We start from the raw sequence: 25,490 nt of genomic DNA on the forward strand, positions 1-25,490 counted from the left end.
TCTTCAGCCCTTACAACCATCATAGCGGGGAATAAAAAAAGGGTTCATGTCGAAACATGAACCCTTTTTGCCCGGCGGCAAGGGTGCCCCTCTATTGCCGGGTGGCGCTGCGCTTACCCGGCCTACGAAAACCCACATGGTGCCAGGTTTCGTAGGCCCGGTAAGGCGTAGCCGCCACCGGGCAGGGTTAGCAAATCAGAAGGTTTCCCAGTTATCACCATCGGCTACCGCCGGGCGCAGCGGCGCGGCAGGCGTAATCGGTGCCGCTTTACTGCTGCTGCGGGCCTGGGTCATACCGTGCAGACGGAAGGTGCCAACCGCTTCGGTCAGGCGGGCAGCCTGATCTTCCAGCGAGGCCGCCGCCGCAGAGGCTTCTTCCACCAGCGAGGCGTTCTGCTGGGTGACTTTATCCATCTCCGAGATCGCCTGGCTGACCTGCACAATGCCACGGCTCTGCTCGTCGGAGGCGGCTGCGATCTCCAGCATGATATCGGTGACGCGTTTAACCGCTTCCACGATCTCGTTCATGGTATTACCGGCGGCCACCACTTCACCGGAACCCTGGTCAATGAGCGACACCGATTCGTTGATCAGCCCTTCAATCTCTTTCGCGGCGTTGGCGCTGCGGCTGGCCAGGGTACGGACTTCGCTGGCGACCACGGCAAATCCACGCCCCTGCTCACCGGCACGGGCAGCTTCCACCGCGGCGTTCAGCGCCAGGATGTTAGTCTGGAAGGCGATGCTGTTGATCACCGCGGTAATTTCAGAGATTTTCTTCGAGCTGCTGGAGATATTGCCCATGGTTTTCACCACGCCGGAGACCATCTGGCCGCCACGGCTGGCTTTACCGGAGGCATCTTCCGCCAGTTTGCTGGCGTGATGCGCGTTATCGGCGTTCTGCTTCACGGTGGCGGTCAGCTGTTCCATGCTGGCAGCTGTCTGCTCAATGGCGGCGGCCTGCTGCTCGGTACGTGATGAGAGATCGGTGTTGCCGGCGGAGATTTCGCTGGTTCCGCGATAGATCTCTTCCGCACCCTGACGCACGGTGCCTACGGTGCCCACCAGCGAACGCTGCATGGTTTGCAGGTCGTGGGTCAGGCGGCCAATTTCACTGCGCCCGGTCAGGTCCTCAGCCAGGGTCAGGTCGCCTTTAGCGATATGGGCAATACGGTTCGCCGCGCGCTGCAGCGGGTTAATCACCGTGCGACGCAGCACGATAAAGGTGATCACCGTCAGCACCAGCGCCAGACCAAAGGCGCCGATCATAAACATCAGCCCCAGCTGGGTGCGGGTATGCGCCTGTTCGGTCAGCATATTGGCGCGGTCGGTGCGGATCTTGATCGCCTTCAGCAACACCTCGTTATAGGCGTCATCCAGCGGGCGCGCCGATTCATTTTCATGGTTGATGATGGCTTCGAACATGCCGTTTTTGGCATATTTCAGCATCGGCTGCATGCCGTCGATATAGGCCTGATAGTTCGATTTCAGCTCGCCATCCAGCGCTTCATCCGCCGGAGTACGAACGCCGCGGTTCATGTAAATGGCAAAGCTGTCCTGAGACTGTTTGATACGCTGTTCGGCTTCCGCGATGTTCTTTTTCATCGCGTCCATTTCCGCGATACGGCTGGCGGCACCCGCGTGGATCATGTTGATACGCGCCGTACGCAGGTGGTTAGAACTGTTTGATAATCCGGTACGCACCTGAATTTCAGCGGTGACATCCTGCTGATCTTTGTCTGCCTGCAGTAAAAAATAGCCTGCCAGCCCGGCGCTCAGGGCAAACAGCAAAATAATACCACCCAAAATCGAGGAGATAAGCGGAAGCAGCCTGATGTGATGCAGGAAGCCCAGCTTATGTTGCGCCCGAACTGTTGTTGTTTTGTCCATAGCCGTTGACTCTCTCATAGGTAAGATGCGTGGGAACACGCCTGTAAAATAGTCATCGGCACTACACTGAATTTGATTACGCCTAAAATCGCAACACTGGTCACACTTTCGCAATGATTTTTAAAGAAATGTCGTCCCGCTGCCCGTAAAGGCGCAGCGGGAGAGAGAGGGTCTGTTAGTTATCGCCGAAATGGATAACGGTGCGAATGGATTTGCCTTCGTGCATCAGATCGAAGGCTTCGTTGATCTGCTCCAGCGGCAGGCGATGGGTAATGAACGGGTCGAGCTGAATTTTGCCCGCCATTGCGTCCTCTACCATGCCCGGCAGCTGGGTGCGGCCTTTGACGCCGCCAAAGGCGGAACCACGCCAGACGCGACCGGTCACCAGCTGGAACGGACGAGTTTTGATCTCCTGCCCGGCCCCGGCTACGCCGATGATCACGCTCTCGCCCCAGCCCTTATGACAGCACTCGAGCGCCGCGCGCATCACGTTGACATTCCCGATACATTCAAAGCTGAAGTCGACCCCGCCGTCGGTGAGTTCAACGATCACGTCCTGCACCGGCTTGTCGTAGTCGTTCGGGTTGATGAAATCGGTCGCGCCCATTTCCCCGGCCAGCTTGAATTTCTCCGGGTTAGTGTCCACTGCCAGAATACGTCCGGCTTTCGCCTGCACCGCACCCTGGATAACCGCCAGACCGATCCCGCCCAGACCGAAGACCGCTACGGTATCGCCCTCTTTCACTTTCGCGGTGTTGTGTACTGCGCCAATGCCGGTGGTGACGCCGCAGCCCAGCAGACAGACTTTATCCAGCGGCGCCTGCGGGTTCACTTTCGCCAGCGAGATTTCGGCGCAGACGGTGTATTCGCTGAAGGTGCTGGTGCCCATGTAGTGATAGATCGGCTCACCGTTGTAAGAGAAACGGGTGGTGCCATCCGGCATCAGGCCTTTGCCCTGGGTGGCGCGAACCGCCTGGCAGAGGTTGGTCTTGCCGGATTTACAGAACTTACACTCGCGACACTCTGCGGTGTACAGCGGGATGACGTGATCGCCCGGCTGCAGGCTGGTGACGCCCTCACCGACTTCCACCACCACGCCGCCGCCTTCATGGCCGAGCACCGCCGGGAAAACGCCTTCCGGATCGTCACCGGAGAGGGTGAACGCATCGGTGTGGCACACGCCGGTATGGGTGATTTTGACCAGCACTTCACCTTTCTTTGGCGGTGCCACATCAATCTCAACAATTTTCAGCGGCTGGCCTGGGCCAAATGCAACAGCAGCACGTGATTTCATCTTGCTTTCCTTTTAGTGATGTCAGGTTTTTATTTTAGATAAGAGCGCAGCAAATGACCGACTTCTGCCATTCTGACGGCCCGCTGATCGGCGGTGGTTTCGCCCGTCACCAGCTCATCTTTGAGGTGAATTTCAACCATCTCGCCCATCAACCCGTTAGCCGCCCCGCGCACCGCGGCGATCTGCTGCAGGATGGCGAGACAGGGTTCGCCGGACTCGAGCGCCCGCTCCAGGGCATCGACCTGCCCGCGAATGCGGCGCACGCGCGTCAGGACACGTTTTTTATCTTCAGGTGAATGTGGCATGGAAGGGGCTCCTGGATACTGTAGGGGGGTATGGTATGCGATCTGCTACAGCGATGTAAACCGTGATATCTGCGCAGCCCGGTAAAGGTGGCGTCCCCCTGGCTTACCCAACTTTGCGCTTTCTTACTTTATCGCTCGAATAAATATCAAAGCGGCATGTCATCATGTTGGCAAATACCACCACGACGACGTTGCGAAACGTCCGGATAATGAAAAAGGCCTGCACCACTATGATCAAACTTACCCCTGCACTCCTTCTTGCGGGAAGCGTTCTCCTCGCGGGCTGTGATATGGAGCTCTCGCAGGAAGCGAAATCCAAAGTTGAAGAGACGACCCAGGAGGCCAATGCCTCGGTAGAGGCGTTAACCAACTCCGTGAACAGCGAAATGGAAAAAGCTAAACAGAGTGCCCTCGCCTCTGGGCTATCGGAAGAGACGAACAAGCAAATCGACAGCGTTAAGCAGAAAGCCGAGGAGATCGGCAATATGAAAGTCTCCGAACTGCTCAGTTTTGGTGGCGATAACGACGCGGAAAATGAATCTGAAGAGAACTGATCCCTGTTAATGCTAAACGCCAGTCCGACTAGCTGCGGACTGGCTTACCTGCTTCGTCCTGACCAACCTCATACCGGCTTAATATTCTGATTCATCCGGAACAGATTTGTCGGATCGTACTTACTCTTCAGCTCCACCAGCCGGTTCCAGGTAGCCCCGTATGCAAAGGCGATGCGGTCGGTCTCCTCCTGGGTGAGGAAGTTGATGTAGGCCCCGCTGCTGGCAAACGGCTGCGATCTGGCGAAGAACTCTCGCGCCCAGGCGATGCAGCGCTCATCCTCGGCGGCGGTTTCCCAGCGCCCGTGTACGTTCATCACGTAGTTCGCGTCACGGCTGGAGTAGGCCATGGCTTCGGGCGCGACGCGGGTCGTCTGACCGCCAATGGTTCCGATGAATATTTCACAGTGCGGGGACGGTAGCCTGGCCGCGTATTCGATGATGGCATCGATCACGCCGTCGCTGATTTGCGCGAAGTTGTGCGACTTCCAGTAGTTGCGCGCCCCTTTCGCCAGCAGCGGATCGAAGGCCTGCTGCCAGGCGGTATAAGGCTGCACGCCGACGTGCTCGCCCAGCACCGTACCGAACTCGCGCAGCGGCGCGATAATCCTCTCACCCTCTTCCGGATCGCCCACATAGCACAGGGCCAGCGCGATCATCTCCCTGCCGTGAACCTCTGCGGGCAGGAACGGCAGCGGCGGCGCCTTGCGCGTCACCATCCAGACGTTGAGCTCCTCCGGCATAGTCTCGGTGAAGCGGGCAAACTGCGAGATCACCGATTTGGCCTGCTCAAACGGGAAGACGATCAGCCCGCTCAGCACCTCCGGCCCGACGGGATGGAGCTGAAAATCAAAGCGCGTCACCACCCCGAAGTTGCCGCCGCCCCCGCGCAGCCCCCAAAAGAGATCCGCATTTTCCGATTCGCTGGCGTTCAGCTGCCGACCGTCTGCCGTAATGACTTCGGCCGAGAGCAGGTTATCGATGGTCATCCCGTACTTCCTACTCAGCCAGCCGAACCCGCCCCCAAGCGTCAGGCCGGCCACCCCGGTGGTCGAATTGATGCCCAGCGGCGTGGCGAGACCATGAGCCTGCACCACCCGATCAAAGTCGGCAAGGGTGCAGCCGGGTCCGACGCTGGCGGTACGGGTAGTCACGTCTACCTGAACGTCCTTCATCAGCGAGAGGTCGATCATCAGACCGTCGTCGCAGACGGCGTTGCCGGCGATGTTATGCCCGCCCCCGCGGATCGAAATGAGCAGATTGTGCGTGCGGCCAAACTGGATGGCCTGCATCACATCTTCCGTTGACGTACAGCGTGCGATTAACGCGGGTTTGCGGTCGATCATGGCGTTCCAGATCTGGCGCACCTCGTCGTAGCCGGCATCGTCCGGAAGAAGCACTTCCCCCTGGAAGTGCGTTTTAAACTCGTCAATATTGTCCTTCATGATTGTCACCTGGCGTTGTTTAACCCTACTAATTATGGTGGGTTTTATGCACCCTGGCAGGTTAATTCACCCTCCCCTGTGTGGCCCTAAGCTAAACATTTTCAGCATAACCTTAAGGCAGCGCCTGCGCGGATCGACCAGACTTAACCTTTTTGTTTATAAGGATGCCACGCGATGAGACGTCTGGTTATGTCGATCTTCTCCAGCCCGGAGTCGTTACTGCAGGTGATGAGTCAGCAGGAAATTATTGAAGCCGTCGAGGACGGGGACCGCATTATTATCGATCAGGACGGTAACGCCTCGGTCAATTACAAAAGCAAAGAGGTGCGACAGGACTTTCTGCGCCATGTTAACGCGCTGAAGAGGGCCTGATATGGGAACGGCGATATTTATGGTGCTGATGGTGAGCGGATACTGGTACACCAGTCGTGACCTCTCCACCCGGTTTAAAATTAAGCGCTCCTTCGGCTGGGACGTCTATTTTCTGGTCGCGCTGTACGGCTGTATCTTTGTATTGCAGGGCGTGATCGCCACCGGCCTGCTCTGGTTGCTGCTGCTCGGGCTTTCGTATGCTGCCAATACGTTCCACTTAACCGCCCAGGACAACGCCAACTGGCAAGTGGATTTTATGAACTGGAGCTTTCTGGGCATCCAGGCGCCGGTGGTGGTGATGCTGGCCTTTGCCATCCTGTTTTGTCTCTATCGCTCTAACTGGGCAGGCAGCGCCAGGCTGGACGGCGAAGGCCGGAAACAGCTTTATAAGCGCCTGTCGCAATCCAGCGGTATCGAACAGCTGCTTTACCAGTGTATGGAGGAAGGCGAACTGGCGCTGGTGACCCTGAAGTCGCGGCGAATTTATGTCGGCATGATCCATACCGCGACCCTCGAATATGAAAAGACCGCCAATATCGTGCTGATCCCGATGCTCAGCGGCTATCGTGACGGTACGACGCTGAATCTGTGCATTGAGCATAACTACAGCAAGTGGTATGCCGAACATGATATTACCCTCGATTCACAGCCCAGAAGCGCAATGGCCTTCCGCAAGGTGATTATGCTGGATCAAATTGAAAGTCTTTCACTCTTCGATCCCGCCAGCGCCAGCGCGCTGGATCTGGAGCAGCGTTCGGAGAAAAGTGACTGATCGGTTCGCCGATCATGAAGATGGCTCATGTTGTAGTGAAATTTAGTCGCTTTCACTCGTTCCGGGGCTCTGGCATAAAAGATGCATTAACGTATCAGCAACATAAAGACTGAAATGAGATAGCTTCAGTCCTTATGCCAGAGCTCAGGAAGTGAGATAACGATGAATAAAGACTTCACCTTTACGATTAAGCGCAGTCGTTTCGATGAGAATTATAATCCCTCAGAAAACACGCGTATTACCACCAACTTTGCCAATCTGGCCCGCGGCGATAATCGCCAGCAGAACCTGCGTAATACGTTAGTCATGATCGACAACCGATTCAACGCCTTAGCGCACTGGGATAACCCCAAAGGCGATCGTTATTCCGTTGAGCTGGATATTATCTCTGTCGAGATGAATATTGATGCGGAAGATAGCCGCTTCACCTTCCCGGCCATTGAAATATTGAAAACCAATATAGTTGATAAACATACCAACGAGCGCATCGAAGGTATTGTCGGGAATAACTTCTCTTCTTACGTGCGGGATTATGATTTCAGCGTATTGCTGCCGGATCACAATAAACATCAGGCGGAGTTCAGCATTCCGCAGGATTTTGGCGCGTTACACGGCAATATCTTCAAACATTTTGTGAACTCTGAAGAGTACCAGCAGAACTTTAACAAGCCGCCGGTGATCTGCCTCAGCGTATCCAATAAAAATGTCTACCAGCGCATCGGGAATGAACATCCGGTTTTAGGCTTCGAATACCAGCAGCAGGGTTCGTCATTGACGGAAGCGTACTTCAAAAAAATGGGCCTGCAGGTTCGCTATTTTATGCCGCCAAACAGCGCAGCGCCGCTGGCGTTTTATTTCATCGGCGATTTACTGAGCGACTACAGCTTTATTGAGCTGATCGGCACCATCAGTACGATGGAGACGTTCCAGAAAATCTACCGTCCTGAGATTTACAACGCTAACTCGGTCGCCGGGCAACACTATCAACCCAGCCTGACGAACCAGGATCACTCCTTGACCAAAATTGTTTACGATCGCGAAGAGCGTAGCCAGTTAGCGATTGAGCAGGGAAAGTTTACTGAGAAACACTTCATCAAACCGTACAAGAATATTCTTGAGCAATGGTCTGCTCAGTACGCGCGTTGATTAATTAAAACAATAAGGTCACCTGTTATGAAAACATTGCTCCCCACGTCTACTGCCGGCAGCTTGCCGAAACCGTCCTGGCTTGCCCAACCGGAGACCCTGTGGTCTCCCTGGAAGCTGGAGAATGAGGAATTACTCGCCGGTAAGCAGGATGCGCTGCGTTTATCCCTCGACGATCAGCTGCGGGCCGGCATTGATATCGTCAGCGACGGTGAGCAAACGCGTCAGCACTTCGTCACCACCTTTATTGAGCACCTCAGCGGCGTCGATTTTGCGAAGCGCGAAGTGGTTAAAATCCGTAATCGCTATGATGCCAGCGTGCCGACCGTCGTGGGTGCCGTGGCTCGCCAGAAGCCGGTGTTTGTTGAAGATGCCAAATATTTACGTCAGCTCACCACGCAGCCGATCAAATGGGCGTTGCCGGGCCCGATGACGATGATCGACACTCTCTATGACAACCACTACAAAAGCCGCGAAAAGCTGGCCTGGGAGTTCGCCAAAATTCTCAACCAGGAAGCCAGAGAGCTAGAGGCGGCAGGGGTGGATATTATCCAGTTTGATGAACCCGCCTTTAATGTGTTCTTCGATGAGGTGAATGACTGGGGGATCGCCGCGTTAGAAAGAGCCATTGAAGGGCTGAAATGCGAAACGGCGGTGCACATCTGTTATGGCTATGGCATCAAAGCCAATACCGACTGGAAAAAGACGCTGGGCTCAGAGTGGCGGCAGTATGAAGAGGCGTTCCCTAAACTGCAAACCTCCAACATCGATATCATCTCGCTGGAGTGCCATAACTCGCGCGTGCCGATGGATCTGCTGGAGCTGATCCGCGGTAAAAAAGTGATGGTTGGCGCCATCGATGTAGCCACCAATACCATCGAGACGCCAGAAGAAGTAGCCAGTACCTTACGCAAAGCGCTGCAGTTCGTTGATGCTGACAAGCTCTACCCTTCGACCAACTGTGGGATGGCGCCGTTATCCCGCCAGGTTGCCAACGGCAAGCTCAACGCGTTAAGCGCGGGGGCGGAGATTATCCGCAGAGAACTGGCGACAAAATAAGGTCCGCCACAGGGCAACCGTTGCAGTATCCGGGCCGGGCAAGCGAAGCGCTCCCGGCCTTCCCTTTCTGGCCCACTTAGATTTCAAGTGCAGCAAGGATAGCGGCTTCCATCTTCTCCGGGGTGGAGATCGGTGCAAAACGCTTCAGCGGTTTGCCGTCGCGCCCCACCAGGAACTTTGTGAAGTTCCACTTGATCCGCCCCCCCAGCACGCCGGGCAACGCCTCTTTCAGATAGCGAAATACCGGGTGCGTAGCCGCGCCGTTGACCTCTACTTTCTCGAACATCGGGAAGCTCACACCGTAGTTGATATGGCAGGTCTGCGAAATATCGTCGGCACCGCCGGGCTCCTGTTTACCGAACTGGTTACAGGGGAAACCCAGCACCACCAGCCCCCGATCGGCATACTTTTTATAGAGCTTTTCAAGGCCGGCGTATTGGGGTGTGAAGCCACAATGGCTGGCAGTGTTCACCACCAGAACCAGCTTACCTGCATAGTCGGCCATAGAGACGAGCTGGCCGCGCAGGCTGGTGGCAGAAAGTTGATGAAAGGTCGTCATGTCGGAAACCTCAAAGCATTACCTTTTTCAGGACTTCTGAATTATAGGATCTGGATTTTAACACGTCTGCTTCTGGCGCGAAGCGAACAAAAAGCAAGGTTATCAGGTCCATCATGAGGGAGGAGCGGATATTCCAGAGCATTTTCTCGACAGGAAAACACCCGAAGATTGCACAATCTACTTTTATTATCTGACATATTAAACATTTAACATTTTCTTTCCTCCTGTATAAGGATAGGCTACTCTCACAAATGCGTTCGCGACCAAAACGGTTCGAGACCTGTACCCTTGCTTAATTTATGACAAACTTAGTCTGATATATGATTGCTTAATAAGGATGAAAAATGAAAAAAACAATCCCGGAATATACCACTGTTGATTTATCCCGTTGGGCAAGGAAGGAGCATTTTGAGGTATTTCAGTCGTTTGCTCAAAGTACAATTAACCAAACTGTTAATTTAGATATTACCGTGCTGCTAAAACATATCAAAGAGGTGGGCTGGAGATTTTACCCCACTATGATTTCACTTCTTTCTAAAATTGCAAACAGCCATTCGGAATTTCGTATGGCCATGAAGAATAATGAGCTTGTCATTTGGAAGGAAGTGCATCCAAGCTATACCATTTTCCATAATGAAACCGAGACGTTTTCATCATTATGGAGCCCGTACGATGGCAATATTCAAAACTTCCAGACGGTTTATTCCGAAGACGTTGCGCGCTATGGTAATAATCTTTCTTATTGGCCTAAGGGCGAATCTCCGGAAAATATATTTTTCGTCTCGTCTATTCCATGGGGAAGTTTTACCAGTTTTAATATTAACGTGGCTAACATGCAGAACTTTTTTGCCCCTATGTTCACGTTTGGAAAATATTTCAACCAGGATGGGAAAGTACTGTTGCCTGTCGCCGTTCAGGTCCATCATTCCGTGTGCGATGGTTTCCATGTGGCAAGACTCTTCAATGAATTGCAGGCGTTATGTGATGACTTACCGCACCTTTCAGAGGGACCCAATGCCTGATGCGCCAGTCGTCTTGATATCTCCTTTTACAGGGAGTGGGCAGCATCGATAGCCGTCATGTCTGCTCTACTGATTTACGCTCAGGCGCAAAGCGGCCTGCAATGGCCGCCCGAGACTCCCGCTCCACTACCAGGTCGTAGCCTGCATATCAATGACAAAGCGGTACTTAACGTCTCCCTTAAGCATACGGGCAAAGGCAGCCTCGATATCCTCACCACCGATCGTTTCAATATCAGCGGTAATATTGTGTTCGCCGCAGAAGTTCAACATCTCCTGCGTTTCCTGAATGCTGCCAATCGACGAACCGCTGATGCTTAAACGCCGGAACACCATGGGCGTAATATTCGGCGAGTTGTGCGGCTGGTCCGGAATGCCTACCAACACCAGGCGGCCATTGGTTTTCAGCATTGCCAGATAGGGATCCAGATCGTGCGGTGCCGCTACGCAGTCAATGATAAAATCCAGCGAGGTCTGGCAGGCAGCCATTTGCGCGGCATCGCGCGATACCACCACCTGCTTTGCCCCCAGACGAAGAGCATCTTTACCCTTCTCCGGGGAGGTCGTAAACAGCGTCACTTCCGCCCCCATCGCACTGGCAAGCTTCACTGCCATATGGCCTAACCCCCCCAGCCCCACAACACCCACACGATCGCCTGCTTTGACGTTGAAATGGCGCAGCGGCGACCAGACAGTGACGCCCGCACACAACAGCGGTGCAACCCCGGCAAGCGGCAGGTTTTGCGGTACAGAAACCACAAAATGCTGATCGACAATCACGCTCTGCGCATAGCCGCCGCGGGTTCTTTCGCCGGTATATTTATCAATACCATTGTAGGTAGCGGTAAACCCCGCCTCACAGTACTGCTCTTCGTGGTGCTTGCAGAAATGGCACTCGCGGCAGGCGTCGACCATCACGCCCACACCGACGATATCACCGGGTTTAAAACGGGTGGCTTCGTCCCCAACCTCCACGACTCGCCCGACAATCTCATGCCCCGGCACCAGCGGATACTGGCTAACCGCCCATTCGTTACGCGCCATATGGAGATCGGAGTGGCACACGCCGCAGAAGAGGATCTCGATTTTGACATCCTGCTTTTGTAACGCGCGCAGCGAAATCTGGCCTGATGTTAAGGGTTGTGCCGCGTCATGGGCGACTAATGCGTTGATTTTCATCTTACCTCAGGAATGTGCTGGTTCTGGCTAACTCAAGGGGGCAGACTATAGTCAACAGGGTTCCATATTGATAGTAGTCACCATTTGGTGACCATAAGCAGAGGACAGAACAATGCCAGCCTGGGTTGAGGGTAAACTCTTTTTCTATGCGGACTCGCCGCCGCGCCGCCTGATGGAGCTCTTTTCAGTGAAATGGAGCTCAATGGTGCTGCATGCGCTGTATCACTGGCCGGATGAACGCGCCCGTACCGGTGAGTTACAGCGTAGCCTGCAGGGGATTTCCAAAAAAATGCTGTTCCAGACGCTCAAAGAGCTGGAGCAGCGAGGGTTGATTGCCCGCCATGTGTATGACGTGGTCCCACCAAAAGTCGATTACCGCCTGACCCCACTCGGCAGAACCTTTGCCGAACCCATTGAGCAAATGTACCAGTGGGGGTTGGAAAATCAGTCCGCACTGGATCAAATGGAAGCCTGTTATCAGGCGGCGTCGTTCAGTTAACGGGCTGAATTCTCAAATGTTCCTCCTGAAAGCGCGATATTCATCACATTATGCCAGGCTTTATATGCACCACCACAAGGTGACGATAACGCGGCCTGCTGCTCCAGACTAAAGGGATGACTCATTTGAAAAATGCTAAATACACAATGCCTTTACGCGAGGAAGGGTTCATTGGTCTGGGAGATTATGCCGCGATCGGCGAGGGCCGCTCCGTTGCGCTCATCGCCCCGGATGGCTCGATTGACTGGTGGAGCGCGCCCAATCTTGATTCCCCGCCCCTTTTCGATCGGCTGCTTGACCCAACCATCGGCGGTTTTTTCAGCCTGACGCCCGCGGTTGACTATACCGTCTCCCGCGCCTATCGCGAGGACAGCAATGTGCTGGAAACCCGCTTTGAGACGGAGGACGGCACGGTGCTGTTAACCGAATCGATTAACAGCACGCTGGCGGGGCGTCTGCCCTGGAGTGAGCTGGCGCGGCGGCTTGAGGGCGTGCGCGGCACCGTGCCTTTCAGGCTCCATTTGCGGTTTGGGACGATGGTCGAAACGCGATCGCCCTGGCGATCGGATACCTTTAAGGGCAGCGTTTACCATATCGGCGACCTGATGGCGATGCTGCACACCAGTGAAAACGTCGTCATTACGCATGCTGATGACGAAGAGATCGAAGCGGAGATCACCCTTAAAAAGGGCAGCCGGGAGGTTGTCGCGCTGCTCGTGACCCAGAGTGAACCGCTGGCCGTGCCGGACATTCAGGCGATTGATAACCGCATCGAAACCAGCCATACCGCCTGGCAGGACTGGGTCCAGGGGCTTAAATATGATGGCCTCTATAAAGATCACGTCATTCGCTCCGCGCTGGCGCTGAAGTTCCTCTGGTATTCGCCAACCGGCGCGCTGGCCGCGGCCGCGACCACCTCCCTGCCGGAAGGGATCGGTGGAAAGAAAAATTACGACTACCGCTTTGCCTGGGTGAGAGATGCCTGCCTGATTATCAAAGCCTTTACCTATCTGGGTACCCTCGAAGAGTGTAAAGCGGCCTTTTCCTGGCTGTCGAAAACCATCATCAGGCACGGCCCGGAAATGCAGGCCTGCTACACCCTCGAAGGCGAGCTGGTCCCGGAAGAGCGGTATGCAGAACTCCAGGGCTACCGGGATTCGCAGCCGGTACGGGTAGGGAATAATGCCCGCAACCAGCGCCAGCTGAGCATGTATGCCGATATGCTTGGGGTGGCAAAACTGTTTGTCGAAGCGGGCCATATTCTGGATACGGGCACCTCGCGCTTCCTCGGACACCTTGCCAATCAGTGTGCCGACCGCTGGCGCATGAAGGACTCGGGGATCTGGGAGCTGCCGGAAGAGCGCCATTACACCCACTCCAAAATGTCCTGCTGGCTGGCGCTGGACTGCGCCGTGGTGCTGGCGGAGCACAGCCATATCGAACCTACCTGGAAGGCGCGCTGGGAACGCGAGCGGGACCGGATCCGCGACTGGGTGGAAAAGCACTGCTGGTCTGAAGCCCATCAGTCCTACTGCTTCTACGTTGGCGACGGCGGGCAACTGGACGCCTCGCTGGCGCTGGTTTCACGCTACGGCGTGAAGGTGAACCCGAAACGCATGAAGCTGACCTATCAGGCTATCCACCAGCAGCTGGGCCATAACAGCGCGATGGTCTATCGCTACAGCGGCGTTGAGCAGGAGGAAAGCACCTTCATTGCCTGCTCATTCTGGCTGGCAGAGGCCTGGGCATCGATGGGCGAACCGGCGGCTGCCGCAGAGAGCATGGATGAAATACTTAAGACGCTGTGCCACCGCGGCAACGTGGAAACCTTCAATGAGATGTTTGATACCCGAACCGGCGAGTGGGTCGGCAACATGCCCCAGGGCCTGAGCCATCTCGCGCTGATCTGCGCGGCGCAGGCGATCAGCGAGCATCAACGGGAGAAGAAATAATATCCTCAGGCGCGGCCCGCCCGGATAACCATCAGGATGCCGAGCAGCACGGCGCACATCGACAGCAACATGCGCAGGCTGAATGTTTCGCCCAGCAGTGCCACGCCACCCAGGGTGGCAAGGCAAGGAACACTCAGCTGAACCGTGCTGGCGGTCATAGCTTTCATCCTCGGCAGCAGCGTATACCACAGGGCATAGGCCGCGCCTGAGGCCAGCGCCCCGGACGTCATGGCTAACAACAGTCCGGGCGCGCTGGCAAATCGTTCCACCGACGGCAAAAGAGAGAGAATGAGGGTGAAAGGCACGGCCAGTATAAAATTCCCCGTCGTTGCCGGTATCGCCTCCGGCATGCTTTTCCCTTTCACCGAGTAGTAGGCCCAGGCCAGCCCGGAGCCGATCATCATCAGCGCACTGGTCGGTTCCGGGGCATGCGCGCCGGGGAGCAGAAGCAGCACCGTTCCTGCCACCGCCAGAAACAGCCCCGCCCCCTTCAGTACACCGACCTTTTCTCCCTGCCGCCAGCCATAGATAACCATTGCCGTCTGAACGGTGCCGAACAGCAACAGCGCCCCGGTTCCGGTATCGATCCGGAGATAGGACCAGGACATCGCCAGGACATACAGCGTCAGGGCCAGGCCGCTGCGCCAGTCATAATGTATTTTCGATGCCGGTTTTTTTCTGACGCTCATCAGAATAACCAGGAACAGGGCCCCGCTGACGATCCGCACATCGCTGAAGGTCGCCGGATCGATGTATCCGCTGGTCAGCGCCACCCTGCACAGGACGGAGTTCGCGGCAAACGCCAGCATGGTAAGTATTATTTTTCCTGTCATATCGTATCTCACAAGTGAAACCTGCCCGAAGCCCTTCAGCTATGCCCCCTATCCTATACTTAAGCAAACCTTCGGAGGTGACTATGTGTGGACGTTTCGCCCAGGCCCAGACCCGGGAAGAGTACCTTGCCATTCTTGCCGATGAAGCGGATTGCAACATCCCCTACGATCCGGAACCTATCGGGCGCTATAACGTCGCGCCCGGCACCAAAGTCTTACTGCTCAGCGAGCGCGAGGACCAGTTGCATCTCGACCCCGTCTTCTGGGGTTACGCCCCCGGCTGGTGGGACAAGCCACCGCTGATCAATGCCCGGCAGGAGACCGCCGCCAGCAGCCGGATGTTTAAACCGCTGTGGCACCATGGCCGGGCAATTGTCTTTGCCGACGGCTGGTTCGAGTGGAAAAAAGAGGGGGATAAAAAGCAGCCTTACTTTCTCTATCGCGCCGACGGGCAACCTATTTTTATGGCTGCCATCGGCAGTACGCCGTTTGAACGCGGGGATGAGGCTGAAGGATTTCTGATCGTTACCGCCGCGGCGGATAAAGGGCTGGTAGATATCCACGACCGACGTCCGCTGGTGTTAACGCCAGAGGCGGCGCGGGAATGGCTGCGCGAAACGGTGAGCGGGCAAGAGGCAGAAGAGATCGCGCAGACGGGAGCCGTCCCCGCAGACCAGTTCCACTGGCATGCCGTGACCCGGGCGGTGGGGAATATAAGAAACCAGGGGCCAGAATTAATTGAGAACATCGGTGAGGTGTAAAATAACGTCAATGGCATTGACAGCTATTATTTCTGGAACTTACTAACACCCAAAAAATATAAAAATGTCGTAAGCGAAGCGGCAAAATAATATCCAGGAGGGCCTGAATCAGGCCCCCGCTTTACACTTAAACAACCTGTTTTGGCCAGCGTCTCCTTTTCGGGAGTGGCACGCATGAGTGGGTAGTGAGTCGGGTTCCACAGACGGAACAAACAGCACCATGAGGTTGGGTTTGCGCTGGACTAAACGTGGTAAAACGAAATCGCTTACTTGTGCAAACCGGGCACTCAAATTTTAGGTTGGGAATAGCCCCTCCGGGCAGGTGAATAGAACGACCACCATAACGTAAATATCAATCGACCAGGGATATATCGTTTAAAAAACTTCCTTTGCGCCTATATTTCTTTTTTATATGCAAATTATTTTCGGGATAAGGATTTATCTCACCCGTAATAAATCAGAAAAACGCGTGGTATATCGGGGAGATAACATCTCTCTTTTCATTTGCCATTGCTGTTCGATGCCCTGCCCCGCACTATCTCGCCGCCATGACCTACCAACAGCCGAAGTGTCCAGAAGGTTCCCGCCCCTTGATCTTTGCTACCGACATACAATACTGTATATAAACACAGTAAATTTAGCGGTAAGCATAATGCTGTTTTTCATTTCTACCGGGTTACACCAGATCGTGGCATTGCGTATGTTCAGTGATTTTATTCCCTGCGCTTTACCGGGCCCCGCACAGACCGATGTCGTGAAAATCTGGAGCTGATCATGTTTGCACTCTGCGATGTGAACTCTTTCTATGCTTCCTGCGAAACCGTTTTTCGCCCGGACCTGAAGGGCCGGCCAGTCGTCGTTTTATCAAATAACGACGGTTGTGTTATCGCACGTTCTGCAGAAGCGAAACCCTTTGTGAAAATGGGTGAGCCATATTTCAAACAAAAAGATCTTTTCAGACATCATGGGGTGGTTTGCTTCAGTAGCAATTATGAACTCTACGCAGATATGTCCAACCGGGTGATGACCACGCTTGAAGAGATGTCCCCCCGCTGCGAAAGATACTCAATTGACGAGCTTTTTTGTGACCTTACAGGTATACGTAACTGTCGCGATCTTACCGAGTTTGGCCGTGAAATCAGAGCCACTGTTTTACAGCGCACGCATCTGACCGTTGGGGTAGGAATCGCACAGACTAAAACCTTGGCGAAACTGGCGAATCATGCGGCAAAACGATGGCAGCGGCAGACCGGAGGTGTGGTTGACTTATCGGATATGGATCGTCAGAGAAAACTGATGGCAGCGCTGCCCGTCGAAGATGTTTGGGGTGTAGGCCGCCGCCTGACAAAAAGACTTGAAAGTATGGGTATCAAAACCGTATTACAGCTGGCAGATACCGATATAGGGTTCATCAGAAAACACTTCAGCGTCGTGCTTGAGAGAACGGTCCGTGAATTACGCGGTGAACCCTGCCTTGAGCTGGAAGAGTTCCCGTCCGTAAAGCAGGAGATTATCTGTTCTCGGTCATTCGGCAGCCGCATCACAGAATATGAAGAGATGCGCGAGGCCATCTGTAGTTATGCGACCCGGGCAGCAGAGAAACTACGTAATGAGCATCAGCATTGTCGATTTATATCGGCATTTGTTAAAACCTCTCCGTTCACAATTAACGAACCGTATTACGGTAATAGCGCATCGGTAACGCTGCTCACTCCGACCCAGGACAGCAGAGATATTATCGGCGCGGCAACCCGCTGCCTGGATGTAATCTGGAAAAACGGACATCGGTATCAGAAAGCGGGCGTCATGCTGGGAGATTTTTATAGCCAGGGCGTCGCACAACTTAATCTGTTTGACGAAAACCCACCCCGTAAAAATAGCCAGAAACTGATGAATGTCCTGGATTATCTGAACGCTAAAAACGGGCATGGGACGCTTTATTTTGCCGGACAAGGGATCCAGCAACAATGGCAGATGAAGCGGGAAATGCTCTCTCCGCGATATACCACCCGATATACTGATCTCCCCATCGTTAAGTGAGACAGGTAGCTCTCCATGGCTGAACGGATTAATTAAGCAAACACTAATGAGGGGGCTGTGCCCCCTCTGATTTCACATTAACACGATACTCGACCGACTTTCCCTGTCGTAGTCAGCAGCCATTGTCCAGTGGAGGCAGGGATAAACGCTGACTGCCCGACGTGAAGCAAAAGGCTCTCGCCGCTGGCATGGCTTAATGTCGCGGCACCCTCAATCACTAACACAATTTCAGCGCTGGATGTCATTATCATTTGATTGTCCACCGCAGTGAAAATACTGAAACGGAAATCCTCAACCGGAACAGGATAGCGCGCTTCTGCGGCATGCTGCTCCGGTAACATACGCAGCGAGGCTGCCGCGGTCGGTGTGAAGTTGGTGCACTGAATCAACTCGTCCAGATTGATCTTCTTAGGGGTGAGCCCAGCGCGTAGCACGTTGTCGGAACTGGCCATCACCTCAATTGCCATGCCGTGAACATAGGCATGCAATGTACCCGGATAAAGAAACATCGCTTCGCCGGGTTGCAGAGTAATACAGTTGAGGAACAGCGGTGCCAGCACGCCAGTATCATCCGGATAGTGTTGCTGTAAGCGCCGGAAAATCCCGCCAGTCACCTCACCGTAAAGCGCCTCTCCCCGCGCGACCGCCTGCGTGATGGCCTGCGTTTTGAGGGCGGGAGGGAGTTGCATTATGGCGGTGAAGAATGTGCGTAATCCTTCACCGTCCGGCTGTGCGAGCAGACTTGTGGCAATGATCTTTAGCTCGGGGATATCCAGCGCAGCCAGGTTCGCGGCAATCGTTTTCGCATCACGAAAGCCGTTCATCGCCACAAATGGGGTGATGGCGTAGACCAGCTCCGGTTTGTGGTTCGCGTCGTTATAATCCGGCACCTCACCATCTTTCAACTGCTGCACGCGCGCAAACCCACGTTCAGCCTGCGTTTTAGTGGGGTGAACCTGAATGGACAACGCCCTTTCAGCGGCAAGGATTTTCAGCAAAAAGGGTAAGTCTTTAAAACGCTTATGCGTTACCTCGCCAAGCATTGCCACTGGCTCTGAAGCCAGTAAATCAGAGAGCGCCACCATTCCCTGCGCGTTTTTCACATATGAAATCCCTGCCGGATGAACCCCCATCCACAGTTCGGCCTGCGGTTGATCGTCCGGGTTCAGAATGTTGAAACGCTGATTTAGCGCGTGTCGGCTTCCCCAGGGATAATTTTTTACTACATTGGTAAGCGGATAAAAATAGGCCCGACTCATGATGGCGTGTCCTCGCTGCTGAATTGATTGCTCAACGCCAGCTCCCGGAACCACAGCGCATTACGCTTAATGCAGCGCTCACCCGTTTCCAGATCCAGACGATAAAATCCGTAGCGGCGCTTGAAGGCGTTTATCCACGACCAGTTATCGATAAACGTCCACTGGTGAACACCAAAGCAGTTTGCTCCATCGCGAATGGCGTGGTGGAGTTGCACCAGATGTTCTTTCATTAACCTGATGCGGAAACTGTCATCAATGACACCGTCGGCTTGTACCGGACCTTCTGATTCCAGATCCATCGCGATACCAATCTCAGCGAGATACCACTTAATATTGCCGTAATTGTCGCGAATATTGCGGGCAATATCGTAGATAGCAACGGGAAGGATTTCATTATTATCGCGGTAAGGGTTAAAGCGTCCGTTCGGATCAACATAGTTCTCGAAGTAATATTCCGGGGAGAAGTAGTCGAGCGTGTAAGCTGATTCTCGCGCCTGAACGCGGCGTGGTACGTAATAGTTCACGCCGAGAAAATCAATTCTGGAGTCGGTAATCAGACGCACGTCTTCCGGGGCCGCCTCTGGCAGACAGTGGTGAAACGCCAGAAGCTCGCACAGCTCTTTTGGGAACTGGTGTTTAACCAGGGGATCAAGGAAGCTGCGGTTAAACAGCAGGTCGGCATACCAGGCCGCCTTTATATCTTCCGCTGAATCACTACGTGTGTAGGTCGGTGTCAGATTCAGTACCACGCCAATTTCGCCGCTCTCTGCTCGCTCACGGAACACCTGCACCGCTTTCGCATGGGCCAGCATAATATTAAAGGCGACCTGTACCGCCAGCTTCCCGTCTTTTTTACACGGATAGTGGAAGTCATACAAATACCCACCTTCCACCGGGACAATCGGCTCGTTGAAGGTGATCCAGTATTTCACTTTGTGGCCGAACAAAGAGAAAGCGGTACGTGCGAAACGGGCAAACAATTCCGCCACATGCGCAGATTCAAAGCCACCATATTTTTTCTGCAGTATCTCTGGCATATCAAAGTGATACAGGTTGACCATCGGCTCGATACCGTTGGCGATCATCTCATCGAGATAGTCGTTATAGAAGCGAACGGCATCGGCGTTCGGCTCTCCGGATTCAAAGTCGTCGATCAGGCGTGACCACTGGATAGAGGTCCGGAAAGAGTTAAACCCTGTCTGCTTCATCAGGGCGACATCTTCTTTATATTTGGTGTAAGTCTCGCAAACACGTTGGGGACCTGTTTGCTGATAAAAACGCTGGGGTTCTTCAGAAAACCAGCTATCCCATATTGAACAATGCTGTTTACCTGCCGTGCCTTCCGTTTGTGGGCCAGATGCTGCTGCACCCCATAAAAAACCGTTCGGGAATGAATACCGGGTCATGACGCCTCCGTTAATAAAAAAACCGCGCCCGATGGACGCGGTCAAAAACACTACTCTGCGTATACTTCGATAGATTTGATAAACATGTAGCCCCAGTCGCCGGCGAAACGACCAAAATCGATGCTGTTTTTACCGGCTTTCAGCGTCACCGGGATCGCCAGTTGCTGGCCTTTTTCGTCGGTCTGTGGGAACTCAATAGCAACTGGCGCACCGCTGTTCACCACGAAAGAGTTCTTTTTACCGCCCCACTTACCGCTAAAAGTGACGCGCAGGGTATATTGCCCCTCCCAGGGCACGTTAACCTGCCAGCTCACCTTATCCCCCTCATTGGCAAAGGGGCCAAGGAAGCCATCGTCATCAATGGCGAGGGCATTTTCTTTACTCTTCACCACGTGCAGTTTGCCTTTGTCCACTTCCAGCACACCTCCGGCAAAGTGGCAGTAATCCGCGGGAACTTCTCCCAGCGCCTTTTTTACCGTGACACTGGCAGTTTTACTGCTTTTCAACAGGCCATCGTCGGCTGTAAAGGTCAGCGCATACTCACCCGGCGCGGAGAACCATGCTCGGGTGTGCGCTTTCGTCGCATCGCAGAAATGTACGTTCGCATTTTCCCCGCTCTCCCAGCCAACTTTTACCTCGCGGTCCGGCAGGTTGTCGTCCATCCATGCCGCCTGCAACCACACGCCTTTATCCAGTGTGGCCGTCAGGGCATCTTCGAGGGTGACCACCGGAGCCTGGTTCTGCTGCGTGTGTTTCACACCGATCACGTTGGACGGCGAGGAGGCTCCACTCTCGTTTTTAGCAGTGACGCGGTAGTAGTAGGTTTTCCCCAGTTGCAAACTGCGGTAATCATCGCGGAACAGATCCATGGTTGCCGGGTTCCACTCATTTACTCCGTCTGAGATGTTCTCTCCAACCCGCGTCCATGGACCGGTCTCCGCCTCAGCACGTTCAACGTCATAGCTACGTCCGACGGCTGCGCCCATCCAGTTGATGGCGAACGGTGAATCGGTCCCGCGCAGTACTGGTGCGTCAGGAACCGGCAACGGCGGAACCTTACTCAGGCCTGCCATCTGCGCCGAGGCTTTTCGCACCAAATCCACGACCTCCATCTCCTGGTTAGCTTTCCCTTCAACAGGGAAACCTGGCAGGTGGTAGCTGTAGTGGCCGGTATGCTCCTTGTGCCAGTAGAAGCCCCCCTCATGGCGATGCCCACGGAAGCCCCAGATGAATCCCCCGACTGCCTGCGCGCCACTGAACTCGCTATGAACAATTGACTGCATAATGTCGTTGAGTTGCGTATGGTCAAGCAGGCCAAATTCCCCGACCAGATAGGCTTTCTTACCGCCAATAGCGGTCAGGTCTTTACGCACCTGATCGGGATGATTGTTATCGGCATTGGTGTAGTAATGATTGCTGACGATATCGACGTTCGGATCGCTTAACGCAAATTCGTTAATCTTCTTGTAGGTACCATCAACGATCAGCTGATTTGGCGCCCATTTGCGGATCCACGCCGCCGTCTCATGCAGGAACGCGGCATTGGTGTCCTCCAGTTCGTTGCCTGTTTCCCAGGCCATGATCGCCTTCTCATCAGAATAAGCACGCCCCGTCACGGTGTTCGTACGGGTGATAACCTGGCGGATAACGTCCTGATAGGCTCTGTAGGTTTTGCTGTCGGTGCGGTAAAAATCTTCTGGCTTTTCATTGTAGAAGGCCGCAAGTTGCTCACGTCCTCCCCACCACCACCAGTGATCGATAAAAGGTAAAATCAGGCGTAACCCCTGTTTGTCGGCTTCGGCGATCATGTTGTCATAGACCTTCATCGCTTTTTCATTAAGCCGAGGCATACCATCCGTGCTTAGCGGGGCCAGGATGTGCGTTTCGCGTTCACAGGCAGTATCGTTTTCCTGTTGAACGGAGAGCACATAAACACGCTGCGCTTTCGCACCTGTTGCCACCATGGCTTTGATCCAGTTCGCCTGTTCTTCCGGCGTCGGCCATTTGAAATATTGCCCCCAGCCGCGCGGGTCAGCTTTACAGACACCGCGGGCATCATCTTCGATGCGATGCAGTTCCGGTGCGTGAATGCCAGCAAAACGGAAGGTCGTTTCACCGTCCATTAGCTTCGCGCCATCACGCGTAATGAAGTGCTCGAAATGCGACTGTTCTGCCGCCATCGCTCCCGCGCAGCCCAGCGCAGAGAGCAGTGAAACTAACAATATTTTTTGGATAGGTTGAATCATTTTATTCTCTCCTTAGAACCACACTTCAGCCTGAACGCCGAAGTTCACCGTGTCACTCTCACCGCTGCGGCTATAGCCACCGGCGGAGAGAGTGTTGGTATCCCAGTTATAGTTACCGTCCAGGGCATCAGAGACGCCTTTATCCCACTTCGCGTAGGTTACAAAGAAGCGCAACTGTGGCCGATTCCAGTATCCCGATTCAAAGGTCAGCGTCGGGGCGATGGTCACTTTGGTCAGACCGCCTTTGCCTTTCCCGTTGACGCCTTTATAGTTTTCGTCATCGAGATATTCGTAGCCCAGCTCATACTGCATGGCGAAGTTTTTGGTTATCTGATGATATGGACGCACTCCAGCAACCCAACTGGTACGGCCCCAACCATCAGCATCGCTGCTCCACCAACGGTAGTTTTTGTCTTTCTGGTAATAAGCAAAGGTCGATATATCGACTCTGCCCAGAGAAGCCATGCTGTCCAGGATCACACGCCAGGATTGGGTATCATCCAGGTTTGCCCAGCCCCAGCCGTTTTTGCCCAGCGAGTCACCCGCCGCTAGCCCCCGGCCGTACTGCATCACCACTTTGGAATATCCCCCCGTCAGACCCCAGAAACCTTCAAAGTTGTAGACCCCTGTAACGCCATAGCCTTTTTCGGCAGAGGTAGGGTGGTTTTCATTGCGGTTCATGTGGTGGCCAATCAACTCCAGGTCAAAGCCCGTGCCGCCAATTTTCTTCAACCATAGGTTGAGAGAGTAGTCATCCGGGTACCCCTGATCGCCTTTATCTACCGGGTACGCTTTGGCTTCATCTGTAGTAGAGAAGGCGTAAACGCCCGCATCGAAACGCGCGAAGCCAAGATCGAGATTGTCAAAACCGCCGCCCGTACCGTTGTACTGAATGTACTCCCAGTCAAACTGGTGGCTGGAGGTGTTCGAGCTGCTGTAACGTTTGCCGCCCCAGAACGTCACATCTGGCGCAAAATCCAGGTTGCTTAATTCAACGTACCCTTCACGGAACTGTACCTCTTTGCCGTCATCGTCCTGACAGTTCCAGTCGGAGGTGCATTTGCTCTGATGGGTAATATTGGCCTGAATTTTGGCAACCGGACCGGCGTCAGATTTCAGCGTCACCTGCGGGATCAGTTCAATCTTCGTATCTTCTTCATTGCCGAGACGCCATTTGCCGTCCGGCATCAGGCCGACAGAGTCAGCACGGTTGCCATCGGAGTTCGCCAGAATGCCCGAACGCATATAACCGTGCAGTTTAAAGTCGTACTGCTCTGCCTGCGCGATACCGCAGACAGCCGCGTTGATGAGAAGAGCCAGAGGTATTAATCGGTTCAACCTGTTCATAAATTTCCTTTTTCTTTTTCTGAGTGAAAGAGCGTCTTATGGCGCGACTGGAAATCTACGGATCAAAAATGGAAATGTACATCCAATTATGGAAAGCGCTTTCCGTAATTGCCGGTTTAAATCACATAATCAAAAATAATGGGAAATAAATCGTGATGCTGATCACACATATTCGAAGGGGAGAATTTAAAAGCCAGCGGCTTACGCGCGCTGGCTGGAAAAGATAAGGGAAAGCGGAGGATTATTTGCTTTCTGATTCTACCAGTTGCCGTTCATAAACGTTGAAAAACGGGCGGTAAATCATCCAGGCATTGAAGAATGCGAACAAACACATAAACAGGTTCTTCCAGCTGCCGTTTGCTGACCAGGCGGCACCCAGCGGGGCGGGCATCGACCAGGGTAACATCGCAACCGCGCGGTCAAGCACCCCAAGGTGAGTAAGATACCAGGCAAGACAAGCATTTATCACTGGAACACAAATAAATGGAACTAAAAACAACGGATTAAGGATGATCGGAAAGCCAAAAAGTACCGGCTCATTAATATTAAACAACGAGGGAATAAGCCCGATTTTACTGACGCTTTTTAACTGACGCGAGCGACTACGCAGGGCCATGAAGATCAGCGGCAGCGTTGAGCCAATCCCACCGATTAGCAGATAAAAATCCCAGAAACCCTGCAGATAGATATGAGGTAGAGGCGTCACGTTATTCGCCAGCGCCTGTTGGTTTTCAAAGAGATAAGTCATCCAGAAAGGGTTCATGATACCGGTGACAATCAATGCGCCATGTATGCCGATAAACCACAGTAAGTTGCAGATAACAATAGAAATAATAAGAGCGGTGAGCGTATCTGAGGCGATGATGAGCGGACGAAAAGCTTCGCTTATCATGTCCGGTAAAATCATGCCGGTGTTCTGCTTCAGAAGTGCATTAACCAGGGTAATAGAAAGCATGATGGCGAGGAGAGGCATCAGAAGCTGGAAACCATTGCGCGTCATCACCGGAACCTCCTCCGGCAGGCGGATACACCAGCCACGCCGGTAAAAGAGCCGCATTACTTCAATCGTGTAGAAGCTTGATATTAAAGCGCTAAATATCCCAATCCCACCAAGAAAAGCATTGCTGTTATCCGTCTCTTTGAAACCGATAAATACCAGAAAGGCCAGGCATCCCGTCAGGCCAGAAAGCCGTTCCGGCAGCTGATACTGCTTGCCCAGACTGGCACTGGCGCCAAAAGCAATGATCAGCGCTACGAGCCCAATGGTCAATTCAAACGTCGGCAGCAGCATCGGCCGAATGGCCTGATATGCCGCGCCATACCACGCACCGGGATTAACGGAAAATGGCGGAAAGATAAGGGGAACCATCACGCTACCCACTATGACAAACGGCATCGCCAGCGCAAAGCTGTCCCGCATCGCTGTTATGTGGGGGCTGCGGGTGAGTAGGTTGGCAAAAGGAGTAACGCGCTGCTCAATCAGTGTCACAGCAACATTCATAAACTGAATGCTCATGGCGAGGCCTATAGAGGACAGGAAAGTTCGGCGATCATCCCCT

At 53.9% G+C, this 25,490-nt stretch carries 22 protein-coding genes and 1 pseudogene; 10 read left to right on the forward strand and 13 right to left on the reverse strand.

From position 1 onward, the window contains the following. Positions 1-195 precede the first annotated feature (195 nt). The 3 genes from GNG27_RS12285 to GNG27_RS12295 form a co-directional block, all read right to left on the reverse strand. Positions 196-1,887 (reverse strand): methyl-accepting chemotaxis protein, encoded by a 1,692-nt coding sequence (locus GNG27_RS12285; protein WP_156263864.1) that lies wholly within the window; start codon positions 1,885-1,887, stop codon positions 196-198. Between the two features lie 175 nt (positions 1,888-2,062). Next, positions 2,063-3,181 (reverse strand): S-(hydroxymethyl)glutathione dehydrogenase/class III alcohol dehydrogenase, encoded by a 1,119-nt coding sequence (locus GNG27_RS12290; protein ID WP_156263865.1) that lies wholly within the window; start codon positions 3,179-3,181, stop codon positions 2,063-2,065. A gap of 29 nt (positions 3,182-3,210) precedes the next feature. Beyond that, positions 3,211-3,486: a metal/formaldehyde-sensitive transcriptional repressor gene (locus GNG27_RS12295; protein ID WP_032610935.1), complete on the reverse strand. Its 276-nt coding sequence runs from the start codon at positions 3,484-3,486 to the stop codon at positions 3,211-3,213. 230 nt (positions 3,487-3,716) lie between these two features. Between GNG27_RS12295 and GNG27_RS12300 the strand changes: the two genes are divergently transcribed. Then, positions 3,717-4,040: a hypothetical protein gene (locus GNG27_RS12300; RefSeq protein WP_142489599.1), complete on the forward strand. Its 324-nt coding sequence runs from the start codon at positions 3,717-3,719 to the stop codon at positions 4,038-4,040. Positions 4,041-4,108: 68 nt separating this feature from the next. On the opposite strand, the gene GNG27_RS12305 is transcribed toward GNG27_RS12300, so the two are convergent. Next, positions 4,109-5,482 (reverse strand): FAD-binding oxidoreductase, encoded by a 1,374-nt coding sequence (locus tag GNG27_RS12305; RefSeq protein ID WP_156263866.1) that lies wholly within the window; start codon positions 5,480-5,482, stop codon positions 4,109-4,111. Between the two features lie 174 nt (positions 5,483-5,656). Between GNG27_RS12305 and GNG27_RS12310 the strand changes: the two genes are divergently transcribed. The 4 genes from GNG27_RS12310 (at position 5,657) to GNG27_RS12325 (ending at position 8,831) form a co-directional block, all read left to right on the forward strand. After that, a complete protein-coding gene (locus GNG27_RS12310; protein ID WP_142489601.1) occupies positions 5,657-5,854 on the forward strand; it encodes a hypothetical protein in 198 nt (65 codons plus the stop codon). Between the two features lies 1 nt (position 5,855). Continuing rightward, on the forward strand, positions 5,856-6,626 hold the full coding sequence (locus tag GNG27_RS12315; protein ID WP_142489602.1) for a hypothetical protein: 771 nt from the start codon (positions 5,856-5,858) through the stop codon (positions 6,624-6,626). Between the two features lie 162 nt (positions 6,627-6,788). Further along, positions 6,789-7,772, forward strand: coding sequence for a DUF1852 domain-containing protein (locus GNG27_RS12320; RefSeq protein ID WP_142489603.1), 984 nt, complete (start codon positions 6,789-6,791; stop codon positions 7,770-7,772). A gap of 27 nt (positions 7,773-7,799) precedes the next feature. Beyond that, positions 7,800-8,831, forward strand: a complete 1,032-nt coding sequence (locus GNG27_RS12325; protein WP_142489604.1) for a methionine synthase — start codon at positions 7,800-7,802, stop codon at positions 8,829-8,831. 76 nt (positions 8,832-8,907) lie between these two features. On the opposite strand, the gene GNG27_RS12330 is transcribed toward GNG27_RS12325, so the two are convergent. Further along, positions 8,908-9,390, reverse strand: a complete 483-nt coding sequence (locus tag GNG27_RS12330; protein WP_142489605.1) for a glutathione peroxidase — start codon at positions 9,388-9,390, stop codon at positions 8,908-8,910. A 344-nt stretch (positions 9,391-9,734) separates the two neighbouring features. Between GNG27_RS12330 and catA the strand changes: the two genes are divergently transcribed. Next, positions 9,735-10,412, forward strand: a complete 678-nt coding sequence (gene catA, locus GNG27_RS12335; protein ID WP_142489606.1) for a type A chloramphenicol O-acetyltransferase — start codon at positions 9,735-9,737, stop codon at positions 10,410-10,412. Between the two features lie 126 nt (positions 10,413-10,538). On the opposite strand, the gene GNG27_RS12340 is transcribed toward catA, so the two are convergent. Then, positions 10,539-11,588 carry an NAD(P)-dependent alcohol dehydrogenase gene (locus GNG27_RS12340; RefSeq protein ID WP_142489607.1) on the reverse strand — a complete coding sequence of 350 codons (1,050 nt, stop codon included), beginning with the start codon at positions 11,586-11,588 and terminating at the stop codon, positions 10,539-10,541. 112 nt (positions 11,589-11,700) lie between these two features. On the opposite strand from GNG27_RS12340, the gene GNG27_RS12345 reads away from it, so the two are divergent. Both GNG27_RS12345 and GNG27_RS12350 read left to right on the forward strand, forming a co-directional pair. After that, positions 11,701-12,087, forward strand: a complete 387-nt coding sequence (locus tag GNG27_RS12345) for a helix-turn-helix domain-containing protein (protein WP_142489608.1) — start codon at positions 11,701-11,703, stop codon at positions 12,085-12,087. 146 nt (positions 12,088-12,233) lie between these two features. Then, positions 12,234-14,039 carry a glycoside hydrolase family 15 protein gene (locus GNG27_RS12350; RefSeq protein ID WP_231600391.1) on the forward strand — a complete coding sequence of 602 codons (1,806 nt, stop codon included), beginning with the start codon at positions 12,234-12,236 and terminating at the stop codon, positions 14,037-14,039. Between the two features lie 5 nt (positions 14,040-14,044). On the opposite strand, the gene GNG27_RS12355 is transcribed toward GNG27_RS12350, so the two are convergent. Beyond that, complete coding sequence (locus tag GNG27_RS12355; protein WP_231600392.1) at positions 14,045-14,848, reverse strand: DMT family transporter; 804 nt, start codon at positions 14,846-14,848, stop codon at positions 14,045-14,047. A 107-nt stretch (positions 14,849-14,955) separates the two neighbouring features. Here GNG27_RS12355 and GNG27_RS12360 point away from each other — a divergent pair, with 107 nt between their 5' ends. Continuing rightward, positions 14,956-15,633 carry an SOS response-associated peptidase gene (locus GNG27_RS12360; protein ID WP_156263867.1) on the forward strand — a complete coding sequence of 226 codons (678 nt, stop codon included), beginning with the start codon at positions 14,956-14,958 and terminating at the stop codon, positions 15,631-15,633. Positions 15,634-16,071: 438 nt separating this feature from the next. Here GNG27_RS12360 and GNG27_RS12365 read toward each other — a convergent pair. Next, a pseudogene (locus GNG27_RS12365) lies at positions 16,072-16,167 on the reverse strand (DUF4113 domain-containing protein); the annotation flags it as partial. Positions 16,168-16,407: 240 nt separating this feature from the next. Between GNG27_RS12365 and GNG27_RS12370 the strand changes: the two are divergent. Further along, the gene (locus GNG27_RS12370; protein ID WP_156263868.1) at positions 16,408-17,673 is read left to right on the forward strand and encodes a Y-family DNA polymerase; all 1,266 of its coding nucleotides are present in this window, start codon (positions 16,408-16,410) and stop codon (positions 17,671-17,673) included. Between the two features lie 77 nt (positions 17,674-17,750). Here the strand turns inward: GNG27_RS12370 and manA are convergent, their stop codons facing one another. The 5 genes from manA to GNG27_RS12395 all read right to left on the reverse strand — a co-directional run bounded on the left by manA (position 17,751) and on the right by GNG27_RS12395 (position 25,447). After that, positions 17,751-18,932, reverse strand: a complete 1,182-nt coding sequence (gene manA / locus GNG27_RS12375; RefSeq protein ID WP_156263869.1) for a mannose-6-phosphate isomerase, class I — start codon at positions 18,930-18,932, stop codon at positions 17,751-17,753. Beyond that, a complete protein-coding gene (locus tag GNG27_RS12380) occupies positions 18,929-20,338 on the reverse strand; it encodes a glycoside hydrolase family 1 protein (protein WP_156263870.1) in 1,410 nt (469 codons plus the stop codon). Before GNG27_RS12380 ends, manA begins: the two co-directional genes overlap by 4 nt. A gap of 50 nt (positions 20,339-20,388) precedes the next feature. After that, positions 20,389-22,584 (reverse strand): CBM35 domain-containing protein, encoded by a 2,196-nt coding sequence (locus GNG27_RS12385; RefSeq protein ID WP_156263871.1) that lies wholly within the window; start codon positions 22,582-22,584, stop codon positions 20,389-20,391. A gap of 12 nt (positions 22,585-22,596) precedes the next feature. Further along, the gene (locus GNG27_RS12390; RefSeq protein WP_156263872.1) at positions 22,597-23,931 is read right to left on the reverse strand and encodes a carbohydrate porin; all 1,335 of its coding nucleotides are present in this window, start codon (positions 23,929-23,931) and stop codon (positions 22,597-22,599) included. A gap of 241 nt (positions 23,932-24,172) precedes the next feature. Continuing rightward, entirely contained in the window at positions 24,173-25,447 is a 1,275-nt protein-coding gene (locus tag GNG27_RS12395; RefSeq protein WP_156263873.1) for a PTS sugar transporter subunit IIC, read from the reverse strand. Positions 25,448-25,490 lie beyond the last annotated feature (43 nt).

It is taken from the genome of Leclercia sp. 119287, assembly GCF_009734485.1.
Lineage (GTDB): Bacteria > Pseudomonadota > Gammaproteobacteria > Enterobacterales > Enterobacteriaceae > Enterobacter > Enterobacter adecarboxylatus_C.

What these genes read in the sequence shown, in the direction of transcription:
- GNG27_RS12350 (WP_231600391.1), top strand. Translation starts at nt 12,234, where the DNA reads ATGCCTTTACGCGAGGAAGGGTTCATTGGTCTGGGAGATTATGCCGCG.
- GNG27_RS12300 (WP_142489599.1), top strand. Translation starts at nt 3,717, where the DNA reads ATGATCAAACTTACCCCTGCACTCCTTCTTGCGGGAAGCGTTCTCCTC.
- GNG27_RS12290 (WP_156263865.1), bottom strand. Translation starts at nt 3,181, where the DNA reads ATGAAATCACGTGCTGCTGTTGCATTTGGCCCAGGCCAGCCGCTGAAA.
- GNG27_RS12315 (WP_142489602.1), top strand. Translation starts at nt 5,856, where the DNA reads ATGGGAACGGCGATATTTATGGTGCTGATGGTGAGCGGATACTGGTAC.
- GNG27_RS12345 (WP_142489608.1), top strand. Translation starts at nt 11,701, where the DNA reads ATGCCAGCCTGGGTTGAGGGTAAACTCTTTTTCTATGCGGACTCGCCG.
- GNG27_RS12325 (WP_142489604.1), top strand. Translation starts at nt 7,800, where the DNA reads ATGAAAACATTGCTCCCCACGTCTACTGCCGGCAGCTTGCCGAAACCG.
- GNG27_RS12320 (WP_142489603.1), top strand. Translation starts at nt 6,789, where the DNA reads ATGAATAAAGACTTCACCTTTACGATTAAGCGCAGTCGTTTCGATGAG.
- GNG27_RS12395 (WP_156263873.1), bottom strand. Translation starts at nt 25,447, where the DNA reads ATGAGCATTCAGTTTATGAATGTTGCTGTGACACTGATTGAGCAGCGC.
- GNG27_RS12385 (WP_156263871.1), bottom strand. Translation starts at nt 22,584, where the DNA reads ATGATTCAACCTATCCAAAAAATATTGTTAGTTTCACTGCTCTCTGCG.
- GNG27_RS12310 (WP_142489601.1), top strand. Translation starts at nt 5,657, where the DNA reads ATGAGACGTCTGGTTATGTCGATCTTCTCCAGCCCGGAGTCGTTACTG.
- catA (WP_142489606.1), top strand. Translation starts at nt 9,735, where the DNA reads ATGAAAAAAACAATCCCGGAATATACCACTGTTGATTTATCCCGTTGG.
- GNG27_RS12355 (WP_231600392.1), bottom strand. Translation starts at nt 14,848, where the DNA reads ATGCTGGCGTTTGCCGCGAACTCCGTCCTGTGCAGGGTGGCGCTGACC.
- GNG27_RS12340 (WP_142489607.1), bottom strand. Translation starts at nt 11,588, where the DNA reads ATGAAAATCAACGCATTAGTCGCCCATGACGCGGCACAACCCTTAACA.
- GNG27_RS12360 (WP_156263867.1), top strand. Translation starts at nt 14,956, where the DNA reads ATGTGTGGACGTTTCGCCCAGGCCCAGACCCGGGAAGAGTACCTTGCC.
- manA (WP_156263869.1), bottom strand. Translation starts at nt 18,932, where the DNA reads ATGAGTCGGGCCTATTTTTATCCGCTTACCAATGTAGTAAAAAATTAT.
- GNG27_RS12295 (WP_032610935.1), bottom strand. Translation starts at nt 3,486, where the DNA reads ATGCCACATTCACCTGAAGATAAAAAACGTGTCCTGACGCGCGTGCGC.
- GNG27_RS12380 (WP_156263870.1), bottom strand. Translation starts at nt 20,338, where the DNA reads ATGACCCGGTATTCATTCCCGAACGGTTTTTTATGGGGTGCAGCAGCA.
- GNG27_RS12330 (WP_142489605.1), bottom strand. Translation starts at nt 9,390, where the DNA reads ATGACGACCTTTCATCAACTTTCTGCCACCAGCCTGCGCGGCCAGCTC.
- GNG27_RS12390 (WP_156263872.1), bottom strand. Translation starts at nt 23,931, where the DNA reads ATGAACAGGTTGAACCGATTAATACCTCTGGCTCTTCTCATCAACGCG.
- GNG27_RS12370 (WP_156263868.1), top strand. Translation starts at nt 16,408, where the DNA reads ATGTTTGCACTCTGCGATGTGAACTCTTTCTATGCTTCCTGCGAAACC.
- GNG27_RS12285 (WP_156263864.1), bottom strand. Translation starts at nt 1,887, where the DNA reads ATGGACAAAACAACAACAGTTCGGGCGCAACATAAGCTGGGCTTCCTG.
- GNG27_RS12305 (WP_156263866.1), bottom strand. Translation starts at nt 5,482, where the DNA reads ATGAAGGACAATATTGACGAGTTTAAAACGCACTTCCAGGGGGAAGTG.